The following is a 16,937-nucleotide window of genomic DNA, read 5'->3' as shown; positions in this document are numbered from 1 at the left end:
CTGGGAGGACCGGGAATCGCGGATATTGTGCACTGCTAGAAAGGATTCACCACAATGCTGCCGAGCTTCACCCCCGACGACTGCATCAAGGCGGCGCGAAGTTCAGCTGGCGGAAACTGCGTCCGTGTCGGCCGGAAGCACGGCTGGACCGCCCTGTGGGACGACAAGCTCGCGACCTCCGACACGGCTGGCGACGAGCCGCTCGCCGCGAACCAGCTGCTGATCGTGAGTCACGAGCAATTCGACGCCTTTCAGGCGGCCCTGCGCAGCGGAGGTCTCCAGGGCGGGGGGCTGCTGGTCACCGAGCGATCACAGGGTGAGCGCTACGAATTCACCATGGTCGATTCGGACGCGCGGGCGGTCGAGGTGACCCTGTATTTCGATGCCGGGGAGTTCGCTGCCTTCATCGACGGCATCGGCCGGCACGAATTCGATCTCGACCGTTTTCCCGTGGCCGCCTGATCACGGCGTCCGCATCGGTGGGCACCGCCGGACAGCATGCCAGCTGCTCGAGGGAGCACGGACTGCGCTGTTCGCGGTGCCCGGGTCGATCGGCGACCGTCTCTTCCGCTATGCATGGTCCTTCGATGGCTCCCGCTGTGCACGGTCCCTTGGCTCGGACGTATCGGTCATACTGGACCAATTGGATGGTACTAGGTGTCACAGACATAATTCGCGCCTATCATCGGCCTGGAGTGCTCGTGGAAGTCGACGCATCCAGTCCAGATGCGTGTTCTCGCATTGAGGAGGCCCGTTGTTGGAGACACAGAGCGAACAGCTGGAGCGGCGCCTTGCGGAGCTGAACGCGAAATACGACGACATCCGCGCGGTACAGCCGGACAAGGAGATCCTGGAGGAAATCCGCACGCCAGGGCTGGGCCTTGCGCAGATCATCGAAACGGTCATGACGAAGTACGCCGACCGGCCCGCTCTGGGGCAACGCGCAACCGAGGTGCGGGTCGAGGAGTCCACTGGCCGCGCGGCGCTGACGCTGTTGCCGTGGTACGAGACCATTACCTATGCGGCGCTGTGGGAGCGGGCGTGCGCACTGGCCGCCGCGTGGCACCGTGACGTGGAGAATCCGATGCAGGCGGGTGATTTCGTTGCCATGCTCGGGTTCACCAGCAGCGACTACACCACGCTCGATCTTGCGTGTCTGCATCTCGGTCTGGTCGCTGTGCCATTGCAGTCGAGTGCATCGGTCGCGCAGTTGACCGCGATCGCCGAAGAGGCCGCGCCTCGTGTGCTGGCCGCCACACCGGAACTGCTCGACGTGGCCGTACAGTGTGTCCTGTCGGCCCCGGTGCTGCGGTTGGTGGTGTTCGACTACCACCCGGACGACGACGACCAGCGCGCAGCGGTCGAAGCAGCACGTGCGCGGCTGGCTTCGGAGGGCAACCCGGCACAGGTCGAGTTGCTCACCGACGTGATCTCGCGAGGCCGGCGATTGCCGCCTGCACCAGCATACGAACCCGAACCCGGCGAGAACCCGCTGGCGCTGTTGATCTACACCTCCGGAAGCACGGGCACGCCCAAAGGGGCGATGTACCCGCGGGATCTGATCACCGCGTGGTGGCAGTTCTCGCCTGCGGAATGGTTGGGTGAGCCGGACATTCCCGCGATCAATGTCAACTACATGCCGATGAGCCATATCGCCGGCCGTTCGTTCCAGACGACCGTGCTCGCGCGCGGCGGTACCGCGTATTTCGCAGCCAAGAGCGATATGTCGACGCTGTTCGAGGACATCGCGCTGATCCGGCCCACCGAGCTGTTCATGGTTCCCCGGGTGTGTGACATGGTCTTCCAACACTTCCAGAGCGAGCTGAACCGGCGCGCAGGGCGCGATGGCCGCCGGGGCGAATTGGAAGCCGAAGTCGAAGCGGACATGCGTGAGCGTTTCTTCGGCGGACGGGTTCTCGCGGCAACCTGCGGGAGCGCCCCGTTGTCGGCAGAGATGCGGTCGTTCGTCGAATCGATCCTCGACATGCCCCTGCACGACGGATACGGGACCACCGAGTCGGGCGGGGGAATCGTGGTCGACAACCAGGTCCGCCGCCCACCGGTGATCGACTACAAGCTGGTCGACGTCCCCGACCTGGGCTATTTCGGGACCGACCAACCGTATCCGCGCGGTGAGTTGCTCCTGAAGTCCATCACGATGATCCCCGGCTATTACAAGCGGCCGGAGGCTACCGCCGAGGTCTTCGGTGCCGACGGGTACTACCGAACCGGGGACATCGTCGCCGAACTCGGACCAGACCGACTGGCCTTCGTCGATCGGCGGAACAACGTGCTGAAACTTTCCCAGGGCGAATTCGTCGCGATCTCGAACCTGGAGGCCATCTACGCGACCAGTCCACTGGTCCGGCAGATCTTCGTCTACGGCAGCAGCGAGCGCGCCTACCTACTCGCTGTTGTCGTGCCCACCGCGGACGCGGTCGCGCGCGCGGACTCCGACACCGGGAAGCTGGCCGAACTCAAGACCGCGCTGGCGGACTCGCTGCGAGCGCTGGCGAAAGATGCCGACCTACAGTCCTACGAGATACCACGAGATTTCCTGATCGAGACCGAGCCGTTCACCACTGGAAACGGATTGCTCAGTGGTATCGGCAAGCTACTGCGACCGAAGCTGAAGGAACGATATGGACCGCGCCTGCAGCAGCTGTACGCCGAATTGGCGGATGGGCAAGAGCAGGAGTTGCTCGAGCTGCGCACCGGCGTCGGCGATCGGTCCGTGCTCGAGACGGTGAGCCAGGCGACCAAGGCCCTGCTGGGGTGCGCCGGCGCCGATCTGCACCCGGACGCGCATTTCACCGACCTCGGTGGAGATTCGCTGTCGGCATTGTCGTTCTCCACCTTGCTCCGCGAGCTGTTCGGTGTCGAAGTCCCGGTATCGGTGGTGATCGGCCCGTCCAACAGCTTGCGGGAGATCGCGGAGTACATCGAGGCCTCGCGGGTTTCGGAGGATCGTCGGGCTGCGACTGTCGGCCTGCGCGAGCGCGGAACACAATTGCGCGCCGCGGATCTGACCTTGGACAAATTCATCGACGAGCATACTTTGGCCGTGGCGCCCACTCTGCCGCGTGCATCGGCGCCGGCACGTACGGTGCTGCTCACTGGCGCGAACGGCTACCTCGGTCGGTTCCTGTGCCTGGAGTGGTTGGAGCGAATGCACGACAGCGGCGGCACGGTCATCTGTTTGGTCCGGGGCACGGATCCAGGCGATGCGCGTCGGCGCATCGAGGCGGCCTTCGATTCCGGTGATCCGACGTTGGTGCGACATTTCGACGAACTCGCAGCGCATCTCGAAGTGATCTGCGGCGACATCGGGGAGCCGCAGCTGGGCTTGGACCAGCAGACTTGGCAACGGTTGTCCGCCAGCGTGGATGTGATCGTGCACCCGGCGGCGTTGGTGAACCATGTGCTGCCCTACGAGCAATTGTTCGGGCCGAATGTCGCCGGTACCGCGGAGTTGATTCGCCTGGCGATGACGACCCGGTTGAAGCCGTTTACCTATATCTCCACGGTTGGGGTGGCCGACGGGGTCGATCCAGCGGTTTTCGTCGAAGACGGAGACATTCGTCGGATCAGTCCGGTACGTCTTGTCGATGACAGCTACGCCAATGGATATAGCAACAGCAAGTGGGCCGGGGAAGTGTTGCTGCGCGAAGCGCACGACATGTGCAACCTGCCCGTGACGGTGTTCCGATTGGATATGCTGCTTGCCGACCCCCGATATACCGGTCAGCTCAACGTGCAAGACATATTCACTCGGTTGCTGTTGAGCGTGCTCGCAACCGGGATCGCACCGGCGTCTTTCTATCGGATCCCGGCAGACGGCCACCGTCCCCGTGCCCACTACGACGGCCTACCAGTGGATTTCACCGCCGCAGCGATCAGCGCTTTGGGCGCCACCGCGACGACGGGGTTCCAGAGTTTCGACGCACTGAACCCATACGACGATGGTCGTTCGCTCGATGAGTTCGTCGACTGGCTGATCGCCGCCGGCTACCGAATCGAGCGGATCGCCGACTACGACGAGTGGGTCTCGCGCTTGGAAACCGCGTTGCGGGCGCTGCCGGAGCGACAACGGCGAGCATCAGCGTTGCCGGTCCTGCAGGCCTACCGCCACCCGGCCCCGGCGTTGTGTGGGTCCGTGATTTCGGCCGAGAAGTTCCGTTCCGCCGTCCAAGCTGCGGATATCAATGCCGAACACGACATTCCGCATGTGTCGCACGAACTCATCGAGAAGTACGCGACCGACCTGAAATCGCTCAGTTTGTTGTAGTGCTGCTGTGGGATTCGGCGGACGATTGTTCCTGAGGCACACGTCGCCGCGGTCAGCGACCGCGGCGAGCCGCGGCGCCGACCGCGGCGATCAAGGCGGTGGCCCCGACCGCGATCCCGATGCCACCGAGCCATCGGGCGGTGGAATCCTCCGCCTGGTCACCGGAGGGCGCGGACTGGATGTCCCCATGGTCGTCGGTGCCACCCGAGCGCGCGGCGCCCAAGGTGAGCACGGGGGCTGGGAATTCCGGTTCGTCGCCGTCAGCGGCCAGTTCCTGATCCCACCGCATCACTTGCCCGTCGGCGTAGGTCTGCACTGCAGGCGTCACTACCTCGTCGGCGTCGGGAAGTCCGTTGGCCAGTACCGAGAACTCGCCGAACTGGTCGGGCCCGATCCCGCCGTCCGGGTCTGCAGTCCACGTGACCACCGTGACGTCGTCGGCGGTGTCGTGGCGCACCAGGCTCGTCCAGCCGGGCACGGCCTCGGCATCGGTGGTGCTGATTCCGGGGATCTGCACCCGAAATTCGACCGTCGGACTATCCACTGCCGACTCGTTCGGCACTCGGTAGACCAATACCGCCGAGCCGGTGCGAGTCGCATTCGGTGCGGACACGGTGACATGAGCAACAGCAGGGGCAGCCGTGGCAACAAGAACTGCCACAGCCCCGACACCCGTGAGAGTGCTACGCGACACCCTGGAATCGGTCATCGACGACTTCTCCTTCGCACCTGAGGACACAATCGGAACCATTGCTGTCGGGATGCGACGCCTTCTGGACGATAGGGCAGCGGCATTCCGGAGGGGGGAAATCAGAAAAAGAGTAGCTGAGAATTTGCTTGATGGTGATCAATCAACTGGAGCAGCGCCTGTCGTGCGTTCAGCCCATCGCCTCGGCCCGGTACGGCCGAGAGTGGGCGGTGCACGGGAATACCTGCGAGCGTGTCATCGCTGATGATTCGGCAGCGCAGTGGAGCCGTCGACGGACGACTTCCACCCGCCGCAATTCGATGTAACGAGCGAACCTGAGCACAGGTTCTGAACGACGGAGGCAGCAGACATGGCGAAAGTCCTATTCGTGATGACCGGCGTCGACTACTGGACGCTGGCCGATGGCAGTCGACACCCGACCGGCTTCTGGGCCGAAGAATTCGTCGTGCCGTTCGAGAAGCTGAAGGCTGCAGGCCACGAGATCGTAGTCGCCACACCCGGCGGCGTGGTGCCGACGGTGGACAAGACCAGTCTCGACCCTGGGTTCAACGACGGTCAGGACACCGCCGATTACCGGGCACAGGTGATCGCCACGAACACCGAGCTGAGCAAGCCCATCCGACTGGAAGAGGTCGAGCTCGCCGACTACGCGGCGGTGTTCTACCCCGGCGGTCACGGGCCGATGGAGGATCTCGCGGTCAATGACGATTCCGGGCAACTACTGACCACCAGCCTCGAGTCCGGTAAGCCGCTGGCCGTGGTGTGCCACGCACCGGCCGCGATGCTGGCCGCCACCAAGGACGACGGCACCAACAGTTTCACCGGCTACACCCTCACCGGTTTCACCAATATCGAAGAGGCGCAGGCTGGTTTCGCGGACAAGGCCGCATGGCTGCTGCAGGACCGCCTGGTCGAGATCGGCACGGACTTTCGTGAGTCCGACCCATGGGCACCGAACGTGGTGGTCGACCGCAATCTGATCACCGGCCAGAACCCGGCGTCTTCGGCTGGAGTGGCCGACGAACTGCTGGCCAGACTCACCTGACATCACGTCGCGATCGTGACACCTTCGAGGTCTGAACATTCGGGATCGGTCCTCGGATCTCCGGATAATTTTTCTCGCCGAATGCACTGCTCAGCGGTAGTTTGAGGTGTGGGCACCTGGGAAGTCGAGCGACAGAGCCGGCAGAAGGGTATCGGCAACCAGTGATCGTGAATCGCGCTGCTCGACCGGCGGCTCGGCTCGGAGGGAGTCGCCCGGAGCGGCCGCGGCCACAGGTCTCCGATAGATCCGATGTGTGGCAGCCGTCGACCGGGAGCCCGGCGTCGTCGCGCATTCGCCGAAGTGGGTCCTACGCGTGGCGCGTCGCGGGGTTCGGTCCTCGGTACTGCTCGTCCTGGCGGTTCGCCGCGGGTCTTCCGCCCGCAGCACGGAGGAGAGGAGAGAGATGTCTGTTCCGAACTACACCACCGATGACGCAGGTATTCCGGTCCCCAGCGACGAGCATTCGCTGACGGTCGGGCCCGATGGCCCGATCCTGTTGAACGACGCCTACTTGATCGAAAAGATGGCGGCGTTCAATCGGGAGCGGGTACCCGAACGCCAGCCACACGCCAAAGGCGGCGGCGCCTTCGGCACGTTCGAGGTCACCAACGATGTGAGCGCCTACACGATGGCCGACGTCTTCCAGCCGGGCCGAAAGACGGAGATGGTGGCACGTTTCTCCACTGTCGCCGGCGAGCGCGGCAGCCCGGACACCTGGCGGGACCCGCGGGGGTTTGCCTTGAAGTTCTACACCGAGCAGGGCAATTTCGATTTGGTCGGCAACAACACGCCGGTCTTCTTCGTCCGTGACCCGATGAAATTCCAGGACTTCATCCGCTCCCAGAAGCGGCGCGCGGACAACAACCTGCGCGACCACGACATGCAGTGGGACTTTTGGACGCTGTCGCCGGAGTCGGCCCACCAGGTGACCTGGCTGATGGGTGATCGCGGGATCCCTCGCAGCTGGCGGCACATGAACGGCTATTCCAGCCATACCTACATGTGGTTCAACGCCTCCGGACAGCGATTCTGGGTCAAGTATCATTTCAAGACCGACCAAGGTATCGGATTCTTGACCCAAGCCGACGCCGACCAGGTAGCCGCCACGGACACCGACTTCCACTTGCGCGACCTGTGGGAGGCGATCGAAGGCGGAAGCTACCCGAGTTGGACGCTGAAGATGCAGATCATGCCATTCGAGGAGGCCAAGACCTACCGGTTCAACCCCTTCGATCTGACCAAGGTATGGCCACATGGTGACTACCCGCTGGTCGAGGTCGGACGTATGACGTTGAATCGCAATCCGGCGGACTATCACACCGAGATCGAGCAGGCAGCGTTCGAGCCGAGTAGTGCCGTGCCCGGGACCGGTCCGAGCCCGGACAAGATGCTGCTGGCCAGATGGTTCTCCTACCCCGATGCGCATCGCTATCGCATCGGCGCCAACTACAAGGAATTGCCGGTCAATACGGCACATGCCACCACAGTGCACTCGTACAGCAAAGATGGGGCGATGCGACATCACAACCCCGGTGACCCGGTGTACGTTCCGAACTCGAAGGGAGGTCCGCACGCCGACGCATCCGCTGCAGGCCCACTCGCGAGTTGGTACACCGACGGCGAGATGGTCCGCCAGGCCTACACGCTGCGTCGGGACGACGACGACTGGGGGCAGGCCGGCACCTTGGTCCGCGAGGTCCTCGACGACGCCGCACGTCGACGGCTGGTCGGCAACATCGTCGGCCACCTGCTGCACGGCGTCACCGAGCCGGTGCTGAGCCGGGCTTTCGAGTACTGGCGCAATATCGACAAGAATCTGGGCGACCGCGTCGAGGCGGGCGTACGAGCAGGGCAGGGCGCACCGGCTCCCTGAGTCGAGGTGTTGGTTCCCTGAGGCGTTGTGGCGCTATCCGGTTGCTGGCGTCTGCTGGATGTCCACGATCGGAAGCGCCAATGCCGCAGGCGAACTCGCCGGCACAACCGGTGCGATCGGTGCGATCGGTGCGATCCGCCGATAGCCACTCCCGATTGGCGGCCTAGTGTCGGCCTCTCCCTTGTTCGGCCAGTACGCTGCTGCACGCTCGGCCTGCGCGGTGATGGTCAGCGAAGGGTTCACACCGAGATTGGCCGACACCGCCGCGCCGTCGACGACACTGAGGGTCGGATAGCCGTATACGCGGTGATAGCCGTCGATCACGCCATGTTCGGCATCGGTCCCGATCACCGCGCCGCCGAGAAAGTGCGCCGTGAGCGGGATGTTGAAGATTTCGCCCCAACTGCCGCCCGCGGTGCCGCCGATCTTCTCGGCGACGCGTCGGGTCACTTCGTTGCCCACCGGGATCCAGGAGGGATTGGGTTCGCCGTGCCCCTGTTTGCTGGTGAGCTTGCGGCCGAACACCCCGCGCTTGGTGTAGGTGGTGATCGAATTGTCCAGGTGTTGCATCACCAAGGAGATGATCGACCGCTCGCTCCAGTTCTTGATGCTCAGTGAGTTGACCAAGTCTGCTGGATACCGCAACGCGAGGCCGAGAAAGCGTAGCCAGCGGGGGATACGGCCGCCGCCGTCGACCATGATCGTCTGCAGCAGGCTCATCGAATTCGAGCCTTTGCCATAGCGCACGGGCTCGATGTGTGTGTCGGAGGTGGGGTGAATCGATGAGGTGATCGCGACCCCACGGGTGAAGTCGACATCCCGAGACACCTTCCTGGTCGACGCACCGACGATCGATTCCGAGTTGGTACGCGTCAGCACCCCCAGCCGATCCGACAGATTCGGCAGCACGCCCTTGTCGCGCATGTCGAACAGCAACTTCTGGGTGCCGCGCGTTCCCGCGGCCAAGATGACCTGACCTGCGGTGAGCGTTCGACGGCGTGTGCGCACTCGGGCGCCGGTGCGCACCGTGGTGACATTCCAGGTCCCGTCGGGGTGTGGTCTGATCGCGCGGACCGTCGTCATCGGATACACCTCGGCGCCTGCATGTTCGGCGAGGTACAAGTAGTTCTTCACCAAGGTGTTCTTCGCGCCGTATTTGCAGCCGACCATGCAATCGCCACATTCGATACATCCGGTCCGGTCCGGTCCGGCGCCACCGAAGTAGGGATCCGACACAGTCTTCCCAGGCGCGCCGAAGAAGACGCCGACCGGTGTCTGCACGAACGTGTCACCCACGCCCATGTCGTCGGCGACAGCCTTGAAGATCTCGTCGGCCGGTGTCATATGCGGGTTGCGCACGACGCCGAGCATGCGTTGCGCTTGCTCATAGTACGGCGTCAGCTCTGCGCGCCAGTCGGTGATGTCGCGCCATTGTGGATCATCGAAGAATGGCCCCGGCGGGACATAGAGAGTGTTCGCATAGTTCAACGAACCGCCGCCGACTCCGGCGCCACCGAGAATCAAGACGTCTCGCAAGGGATGGATCCGCTGGATCCCATAGAAGCCGAGTGCGGGCGCCCAAAGGAATTTCTTGAGTTCCCAACTCGTTTTGGGCAGCTCGTCGTCGGCGAAACGTCGGCCCGCCTCCAGGACGCCGACCTTGTATCCCTTCTCTACCAGCCGAAGCGCGGTAACGCTGCCGCCGAACCCCGAACCGACGATCAATACATCGAAATCCGTCGCCCGTTGCTCCATGTGGAACTCCTCGATCATGTCGCCAGTGACTCGTACGACACTACTCGCCGGGTACGTCACGGTTTGTGGCTCATGGGTCCTGCCGGCCGAGCACGCCACCGTTCTAGACATGACGACCTTCCGTCGGTTACGCATATGGGTATTTAGATATGCGCATTCAAACATATTGCTGATCGGTCCTCAGCCTGCCTTCGCGCAAGATTCATGCCATGATTCGACCATGGCACCAAATCCATTGCGGCAGTTGGCATACTGGCTCTCCCGAAGGGAGTGGATCATGCGGTGTGCGCCGATCGTGCTGCCGACGGAACGGGTGCTTCGACGGATCAGCGGCGGGCGAAAAGGGGTACTCGATGTGGCCGGGTTGCCTTCGATCGAGATCACGGTAGCGGGACGCAAGACAGGTCTTCCCCGCAGTACATCCCTGCTGTACGTCCCTCATGACGAGCTCTTCATTGTGGTCGGTTCGAATTGGGGTAGGCCAGAACATCCGGCATGGTCGGCGAACCTGCGTGCGGTGGACACTGCTTCGGTCCAGCACCAAGGAGAGAGGTTCCGTGTCGCGGTTCGCGAGATCACCGGCATCGAACGCAAGCAGGTGTGGGATTTGGCTGTAGAATTCTGGCCCGGCTACGAGATGGAGCACGAACTGTCCGGTGGTCGAGTGTTCCGTATTTTCGAGTTGCGTCGCCTCACCACGTGACGGCCGCATGGTTGCGGGCGGGCCAATAGCGACCGGATGCGGTGATCTGCTCATGATCAGCGGCGAAATGGGTTGACCTTTACCGAGCGTCAACTTTTAGCGTGTGACGAGTGGTACGTAATTCGACGAAACAGAACCGTTCGATCACTGTGCAGCTCCAAGCAGGTGATGCAGCGATCGCAGACCTGGGAAAGATGCTGGGTGCGACCGGTGTCCCACCGTTCGAGGTGAAGAAGGAATACGATCGCCTGACGGCGGCACACCGGGGTGAGGTGATCCCGGTCGTCGTCACCATTTCGCCCGATCGGACGTGGTCGCTGCGCCTGAAGACTCCGCCGACGTCCTGGCTGATCCGTGCGGCACTGGGCCGGATGCAGGGTGCACACCAACCGGGTCACGAGATCATTGCTTCGCTCACCGAGGATCAGTTGCGAGCGATCGCGGTGCGAAAATTGCCGGATCTGAATACCAGCGATGTCCGTGCTGCAATGCGAATAGTGGCCGGTACCGCACGGTCGATGGGTGTCGGAGTGCTCGACCCAACCGCTGGCCACAGGGCGACGGCGACGGCGACGGCGACGGCCGATGCTATTGGTGTGGACCCACGAGAGCAATAGCGGATTCGACGGCGACGTCGATGATATCCGCGATCTCCTCGCCGTCTTCGATGGTTGTGGCGACGAGTTCACGAAAGCCGCCGAGTAGCATCGTGGCCATTCGTCGCGTGGGCGGGCGAATGCCGGCCGTGGTGAATTCCGGTGTACTGGCCAGCTTCTGGATCAGGCGGATGAACGATTCTCGGGCATCGCGTTCGAGTTGCCACGTGTCTTCATCGAGTGCAGGGACGACCCGGATCCAGCTGAGCGTGACCGATGGATCTCGTTGGAGAGACCGGACCCATGTTTCGACGGCCTGGTGGATCTGAGTGCGCCAGGACGCATGGGGATCGACCGCGCTATCGATCCAACGGATCGTTTCGGCGTTCCGTTCGGCCAACAGCGTGACGAAGCAATCTTGTTTGCTGGCGAAATGTTCATAGAATGTCCGCCGAGAGGTGCCGGCATACCGGACCACATCGGCGACAGTCGAGTCCTGATATCCTCGCGTGCGAATAGCGAGGGCCATGCCGTCGAGCAATCGCCGTCGAAATGCCGATTCCGGGCAGGGCTCGGCAGAACCATGACCAAAGGCATCGGCACCTGTCACGCAATCAGGCTAGCTACTCGTCGCTGCTGTCTGTGTAGTTCGTGGTCATCCCGGCGTTGTTCGAGGTCACCCCAGCCACGACATGCTGTGTCGGCTCGCTGTCGGACACCGGTCTGCCCAGGGTGGTAGTCCGATCCTTCGGTCGCGACGTACTCGACGATGCTCGGCGCTTCGGTTCACTCCGGGGTCTTCGTCCCGGTCGGCGGAAAAAGCCGACGCTGCCCGAAATCGAGCACGGTATAACAGTGGGTGGGTGTCGCTCGCGCCAGGATGTCGAACAGGTAGGCGTCCGGGCCTACCAAGATTCGCGACTTTCCACGTTCGATTCCCCGGCAAATGATCGCAGCAGCCTTGTTCGGGGTGGTCAGGGTCATGGCATCGAAGTCGGACGTAATTTGTTGGCGCGTGCGTCCCCAACCTTCGGGATCCTTGTGGATTCGGGCATTGCGAACAATGTTGGTCTTGATGCCGCCAGGGTGGACGGTCACCGCGGACACTCCGGTGCCCCGGAGTTCCTGCCGCAAGGAGTCGGTGAACCCACGCACAGCGAATTTGGCTGCACAGTAGGCGCTTTGGTTCGGAATGCCGATCAGACCGTATACGCTCGACGTGTTGACGACGACACCGTAATCCTGGTCTACGAGAAGAGGAAGGAAAGCTCGTGTGCCGTTGACGACTCCGTCGAAATCGATCTGTCGTAACCATTCGTCGTCTTCGGGATCGGCTTCGAGCACCGATGACGTCACTGCTACACCGGCATTGTTGAAGACCGCCGCCAGAGGTGCGGTCAACCAGTCACGCACCTCGCCGGCGAAGGCGATCTGGTCGGCGGCATTGCGCACATCGAGGACGCGGGTGAGGGTTGGGCCGGTCAGCGACATCGCTGTCTGGTTCAAGCCGTCCTCGTCTATATCGGTAATCGCCGCGGGCGAGCCCCTGCACGACAGGAGTTGGGCAAGGCTACGGCCGATTCCGGAGGCCGCGCCGCTGATCACGACTGGGTGGCCGTAGAGCGGCCGACGGGTGCGGGACATCGATGCTCCTGGCGGGTGTGGACTCGATCGCGGCCACGGCCGACTGTCGCCGGCCGTGGTGGTCAATACGGCACAGCACCTATCCAGCAACGGTATACCCGCAGGCTGCCGGGTACCACCATCCCCCACGATCACGGAACGACGGAACAGGCGAGGTGATCTTCGTGGGTGTTGCTCGGTTATGCTGTCGCCTCGGCAGCACGATCTGATTCGGGTACGACGTGGCGAGCGGAACGAGGGTACACCACCGCTCGCCCCTTCTTCGCGGGAGCCAGAGCGACGCCGCGAAAGTGCCTGCGTTCGTCTGGGGCAGTCGTTGGTACCAGTTCGAATTCGCGCAGCAGCGTACGTAGTACGATATTCATTTCCATGGTCGCAAACGCAGCGCCGATGCACCGACGGTAGCCGCCGCCGAACGGGATCCCGCTGAATGTTCCCGGCCGCGACCCGAGGAATCGATCGGGGTCGAACGCACGGGCATTGGGAAACAGCTTCTCGTTGTCGTGCATCAATTGGATACTGATCATGATTTTCTGTCCCCGTGGGAGGGTCCAACGACCGACCTGCATCGACTCTGCACGTACTTGGCGTACCGCCAGGTCGAGGACGGGTCGGACCCGCTGTACCTCCAACAGTGTGGCCGAACGCAGCTCCGAACCACCGGCATCGACTTCGGCAACCAATCGGCGCAACACGTCCGGGTGCCTGCGCAGTCGTTCGATCGTCCACGCCAGGGTCGTAGCCGTGGTCTCGTGCCCGGCGGTGAGCAGGGTCAGCAGTTCGTCGGCGATCTCGCTGCGACTCAGGGTGGAACCGTCGTCGTGACGGGCCTGCAGCAACATCGCCAACACGTCGTCACGGTCCGAGATCCGCTCGTCGTCGATGGTGCGATCGATGAGCCGACCGACGATCTCGTCGTAGGTCTGGCGGTAGGACCGGAACCGGGCCCAGGGACCGATCCGGCCGAACATCCCCTCGGGGACGGACGTCGCGGCGAGTGCGGAGGCAATCCATACCAACTTCGGCAGCAGCTTGCGCAACTGTTCGAGTTCGGCGCCTTCGGCGCCGAACACCGCTCGCAGGATCACATTCAGTGTGATCCGCATCATCGAGTCCATTGTGGCGAACTCGGTGCCTACCGGCCAGGTCGCCACCTCGCGGAGTGTTTCCTCTTCGACCAATGCCTCGTAGGCGCTGAGGCGTCGACCATGGAACGGTGGCGTGAGCAGCTTTCGTTGCCGACGGTGTTCGTCACCCTCGACCGCGAACAACGACCCCGGCCCGAAGAAGTCGCCGAGACTGGCATCGGGGTTCGCCACGACACCTGTCCCTGCTGTGAACACCGCCTTGATCTCGTCGGGGTCGGCCAGAACGATCGACCGCCCGAACCTGGGCATGTGCATGGTGAACGCCGAGCCGAACCGGTCGTACAGACGCCGCACCGTCCGGGTGCGTGCGACCAGCATTTCCAGGCTTTGGACGATCGGCGGGGTGGATGGACCGTCGGGCAGCCGTATAGCCGGCATGCGCCCACCTCCTCGAGTGGTACATTTTCGTATCGCCGCTGATGGTACGCAGACGTACCAGTGCCGGCAAGCCTGGCCGAGGACGTGAGGCAACCGGCCAGAATTCGGTTCGGGGGAAATGGTGTGCACCGGCGGACGTCTCAACTCCGTCGACACGGCGCTTACCTCTGCGCCAATTCGTTGTCGAGCACCTGTGTCGTGCCCACTCGATCGCTCGCCGACGGCCGTCCTTCGATAGGCTTTCGTTAATTCAGTGCGATGGCTGCCACTTCTCCTTGCGGGCTCCCGCACCTGGACGGATAGTGGAGTCATGGGCAATACATCGACATATTTTCCTGAGATGGATTTTGATGCGGTATATCGCGGTGAAGGGCCATTCCAGGCTCCGTGGGATATCGCTGATCCCCAGCCTGCATTCGTCGCTGTCGAACAGGCGGGTGGGATTGTTGGTGCGGTATTGGATTCAGGGTGTGGTACCGGCGAAAATGCGATATATCTGGCCGGTCGGGGCTTGTCGGTGACCGGACTCGACGCGGCGCCGACCGCTGTCGAGCGAGCCCGCCAGAAGGCTGTGGAGCGTGGAGTCGAGGCCACGTTCGAGGTTGCCGACGCCCTGGCATTGGATCGCTATGCGCAACGGTTCGATACGGTTGTCGACTCCGCGCTGGCCCACATTTTCGATGTGCCGACGCTGCGACGGTACGCGGCATCGCTGCATGTGGCCTGTCGTCCCCGAGCGACTGTGTATTTGCTGGCAATCAGTGACGAGGGCCGGGACGTGATGATCGAACGTTTCCGGGAGGCAATGCTGCGAGCCGGTCGGGAAGATGCGGCGGCGGAGGAGTGGACTTCCGCGATCCCGAGGAAGCGCGCCGACGAATTGCGTGACGGGTTCGCTGAAGGATGGGAGTTGGAATCGCTGGAAAAGACTGTGATGCGCACAGTTCTGCCTCCCGGGTCGGGATACGTGGATATCGGCGCATGGTTGGTTCATTTCCGTCGGCTGTGAACTTTCCCGCGAATATACTTTGGTTTCGCTCGGCTCGTGAGCAAAAACTTTCTCGATGGTGATGTAACGGTATTGCAGCCCTGGGCTATTCAAGGGGAGTGCTGTCCACGCTTGGCTCGAGGTCAGGCGGCGGACCGGAAGCCGAGTCGGGTGTTCCACCATTTTGCCGATTCCGCGAACGCGGGCTCCCGGTCTGGAATCCGATACCGCCACCATGGAGCCGAGTGCAATTCGCTATCTGTGAACCGCTCCATCGGGCAATTACTGTCTACTGTGGCCACCGAAAGAAATTTCTGCTCGTATTTGTCGGCGGTTGCAAATACCTTGGTGCGCAATGGATCCGGAAGTCGGCCGGTGCATCGTGCCAGAGGTAACCCATCGACGTTGCTGCCACGAGATCCCAAATCCACCAGGTCCTGACCTGCGGCACCGTCATAGACCGAGTTTTGTGACCGCGTTGTCGTCCAAGGGGTTGGCAGTACGGATATACCTGTGGACGGTGCGCGGGCTGGACCATCGGCCTTGACGCATGATTTCGCGGTCGGTGGCACCGCCGAGGGCGGCCTGCGTGGCGAACCCGGCACGCAGCGAATGTCCAGAGAACAAGGCCGGGTCGAGCCCTGCCCGAGCTGCATAACGTTTGACCAAGTCTGCCACCGCGCGGCCGGACACCGCGCGGTCGGCAATCGCGCCGTGGCGGGTGATCGCGGGGAAGAGCGGAAGATCCGTTGCATCGAGGGTGGTGCCGCCGAATCCATGGCAGCGGTGGATGTGGGGCGTACCAGCGGATCGATCGGCCAGCCAGTCGCGGATGCCGGATGTGCCTGTCGCGAGATGGATTTCGCGTAGTCGGATCCAGTCGGCGTATGCACAGACCGGGCAGGTGAGCGAGTGACGTCCGCGCGGTAGGGCCACCGATTGCTCCCCCGCACCGGTGGGATCGGTCTTGGTGGCGGGAAGTCTGATCAGCAATATCGGTTCGCCCGTGGTGGGATCCGAACCCACCTGCACGTCGCCGATGCGCAGTGAAGCGAGTTCGCTGCGCCGGAGAGCTCCAGCGAAGCCGACGAGTAGTACGAGCGCGTCCCTACGGCGTGCTGGTTCGGTAGGCCAGCCCGACTCGGGAAGGCCAGCCAGGAGTTGGTCGAGCGTGTGTCGCATGATGGGGCGCTTGCGTGTGGGTCGGCTGCGGCGAATGCGTCGGACACCGCGCAGGGTCAGCCGCACGATATCCGAGCGCGTCGGCGCGGGCAATCCGTTCGCAGCATGTACTGCCGCAATGGCCGCCGACTTGCGCTCCAGAGTGGCTGGGCTGAAAGCCCATTCACCGGTGTCGCGGCGCGCGTCCGCGGCGGCGGCCAGATAGACCGCGACGTCGAGCGCATCGGCGGGTAGCGCTTGCCGCCCCTCGGCGGCGCACCATGCAGACCAGGCAACCCAGTCCGTGCGATAGGCGCGGACGGTGTTCGCGGACTGCGATGCTTCCAGGTACCCGCGCAGAGATCCCGCTTGATCGTCGTCGAAGCGGTCGCGTATCTGCCGGAGGGCGGCGGTATCCACCAGCACGCTGTGCACCCCGCGGTGCAGATGCGTGCGGACCAACTCGGGAACCACGGCGACAGCGGATTGGACTTCGGATCGATTGTCCACAATTGGGCTCCAGGTTCACGTCGGCGACTGGCTGGCCGCATCACAGGGTTTCGGCGCGCAATACTCTACGAGGGTTGTCGAGTCGGTGTGGGTCGTGGCGGCGCACCGAGAGTGGCGCACGTGGTGCGGCGAGTTCGAC

At 63.2% G+C, this 16,937-nt stretch carries 13 protein-coding genes; 7 read left to right on the top strand and 6 right to left on the bottom strand.

Features of this window, described 5'->3' with window-relative positions; genetic code table 11:
* Positions 1–54: 54 nt before the first annotated feature.
* Both K940_RS0113605 and car read left to right on the top strand, forming a co-directional pair.
* Positions 55–462, top strand: a complete 408-nt coding sequence (locus tag K940_RS0113605) for a hypothetical protein (protein WP_028478000.1) — start codon at positions 55–57, stop codon at positions 460–462.
* Positions 463–754: 292 nt separating this feature from the next.
* Complete coding sequence (car, locus tag K940_RS0113600) at positions 755–4,288, top strand: carboxylic acid reductase (RefSeq protein ID WP_028477999.1); 3,534 nt, start codon at positions 755–757, stop codon at positions 4,286–4,288.
* A gap of 52 nt (positions 4,289–4,340) precedes the next feature.
* Here car and K940_RS28250 read toward each other — a convergent pair whose 3' ends face one another.
* Positions 4,341–4,997 (bottom strand): DUF1775 domain-containing protein, encoded by a 657-nt coding sequence (locus tag K940_RS28250; protein ID WP_036528573.1) that lies wholly within the window; start codon positions 4,995–4,997, stop codon positions 4,341–4,343.
* A 349-nt stretch (positions 4,998–5,346) separates the two neighbouring features.
* Between K940_RS28250 and K940_RS0113590 the strand changes: the two genes are divergently transcribed.
* Positions 5,347–6,042, top strand: a complete 696-nt coding sequence (locus tag K940_RS0113590) for a type 1 glutamine amidotransferase domain-containing protein (RefSeq protein ID WP_028477998.1) — start codon at positions 5,347–5,349, stop codon at positions 6,040–6,042.
* A 403-nt stretch (positions 6,043–6,445) separates the two neighbouring features.
* Positions 6,446–7,915: a catalase gene (locus tag K940_RS0113580; protein WP_028477997.1), complete on the top strand. Its 1,470-nt coding sequence runs from the start codon at positions 6,446–6,448 to the stop codon at positions 7,913–7,915.
* 33 nt (positions 7,916–7,948) lie between these two features.
* On the opposite strand, the gene K940_RS0113575 is transcribed toward K940_RS0113580, so the two are convergent.
* The gene (locus K940_RS0113575) at positions 7,949–9,670 is read right to left on the bottom strand and encodes a GMC oxidoreductase (protein ID WP_028477996.1); all 1,722 of its coding nucleotides are present in this window, start codon (positions 9,668–9,670) and stop codon (positions 7,949–7,951) included.
* A 220-nt stretch (positions 9,671–9,890) separates the two neighbouring features.
* Between K940_RS0113575 and K940_RS0113570 the strand changes: the two genes are divergently transcribed.
* Positions 9,891–10,373: a nitroreductase family deazaflavin-dependent oxidoreductase gene (locus K940_RS0113570; protein WP_036528555.1), complete on the top strand. Its 483-nt coding sequence runs from the start codon at positions 9,891–9,893 to the stop codon at positions 10,371–10,373.
* 110 nt (positions 10,374–10,483) lie between these two features.
* Positions 10,484–10,990, top strand: a complete 507-nt coding sequence (locus tag K940_RS28245; protein ID WP_155980859.1) for an uL11 family ribosomal protein — start codon at positions 10,484–10,486, stop codon at positions 10,988–10,990.
* Here the strand turns inward: K940_RS28245 and K940_RS28240 are convergent.
* The 3 genes from K940_RS28240 to K940_RS28235 all read right to left on the bottom strand — a co-directional run bounded on the left by K940_RS28240 (position 10,962) and on the right by K940_RS28235 (position 14,139).
* The gene (locus K940_RS28240) at positions 10,962–11,579 is read right to left on the bottom strand and encodes a TetR/AcrR family transcriptional regulator (protein ID WP_231390365.1); all 618 of its coding nucleotides are present in this window, start codon (positions 11,577–11,579) and stop codon (positions 10,962–10,964) included. The two genes, K940_RS28245 and K940_RS28240, sit on opposite strands and share 29 nt — an antisense overlap.
* A gap of 176 nt (positions 11,580–11,755) precedes the next feature.
* Positions 11,756–12,613, bottom strand: a complete 858-nt coding sequence (locus K940_RS0113550) for an SDR family oxidoreductase (protein ID WP_028477994.1) — start codon at positions 12,611–12,613, stop codon at positions 11,756–11,758.
* Positions 12,614–12,792: 179 nt separating this feature from the next.
* Positions 12,793–14,139: a cytochrome P450 gene (locus tag K940_RS28235; protein ID WP_051407165.1), complete on the bottom strand. Its 1,347-nt coding sequence runs from the start codon at positions 14,137–14,139 to the stop codon at positions 12,793–12,795.
* A gap of 340 nt (positions 14,140–14,479) precedes the next feature.
* On the opposite strand from K940_RS28235, the gene K940_RS0113540 reads away from it, so the two are divergent.
* Positions 14,480–15,148, top strand: a complete 669-nt coding sequence (locus K940_RS0113540) for a class I SAM-dependent methyltransferase (protein WP_051407164.1) — start codon at positions 14,480–14,482, stop codon at positions 15,146–15,148.
* Between the two features lie 432 nt (positions 15,149–15,580).
* On the opposite strand, the gene K940_RS0113530 is transcribed toward K940_RS0113540, so the two are convergent.
* Complete coding sequence (locus tag K940_RS0113530) at positions 15,581–16,798, bottom strand: site-specific integrase (protein ID WP_051407163.1); 1,218 nt, start codon at positions 16,796–16,798, stop codon at positions 15,581–15,583.
* Positions 16,799–16,937 lie beyond the last annotated feature (139 nt).

It is taken from the genome of Nocardia sp. CNY236 (assembly GCF_000482385.1).
Lineage (GTDB): Bacteria > Actinomycetota > Actinomycetes > Mycobacteriales > Mycobacteriaceae > Nocardia.
The sequence above is the reverse complement of the archived record's forward strand: the minus strand, read 5'-3'. Positions and strand labels throughout refer to the sequence as shown.

Bases quoted from the DNA above. Each gene is read 5' to 3' on its own strand.
- K940_RS0113605 (WP_028478000.1), top strand. From the start codon at position 55: ATGCTGCCGAGCTTCACCCCCGACGACTGCATCAAGGCGGCGCGAAGT.
- K940_RS28250 (WP_036528573.1), bottom strand. From the start codon at position 4,997: ATGACCGATTCCAGGGTGTCGCGTAGCACTCTCACGGGTGTCGGGGCT.
- K940_RS0113590 (WP_028477998.1), top strand. From the start codon at position 5,347: ATGGCGAAAGTCCTATTCGTGATGACCGGCGTCGACTACTGGACGCTG.
- K940_RS0113580 (WP_028477997.1), top strand. From the start codon at position 6,446: ATGTCTGTTCCGAACTACACCACCGATGACGCAGGTATTCCGGTCCCC.
- K940_RS0113575 (WP_028477996.1), bottom strand. From the start codon at position 9,670: ATGGAGCAACGGGCGACGGATTTCGATGTATTGATCGTCGGTTCGGGG.
- K940_RS0113570 (WP_036528555.1), top strand. From the start codon at position 9,891: ATGGCACCAAATCCATTGCGGCAGTTGGCATACTGGCTCTCCCGAAGG.
- K940_RS0113550 (WP_028477994.1), bottom strand. From the start codon at position 12,613: ATGTCCCGCACCCGTCGGCCGCTCTACGGCCACCCAGTCGTGATCAGC.
- K940_RS28235 (WP_051407165.1), bottom strand. From the start codon at position 14,139: ATGCCGGCTATACGGCTGCCCGACGGTCCATCCACCCCGCCGATCGTC.
- K940_RS0113540 (WP_051407164.1), top strand. From the start codon at position 14,480: ATGGATTTTGATGCGGTATATCGCGGTGAAGGGCCATTCCAGGCTCCG.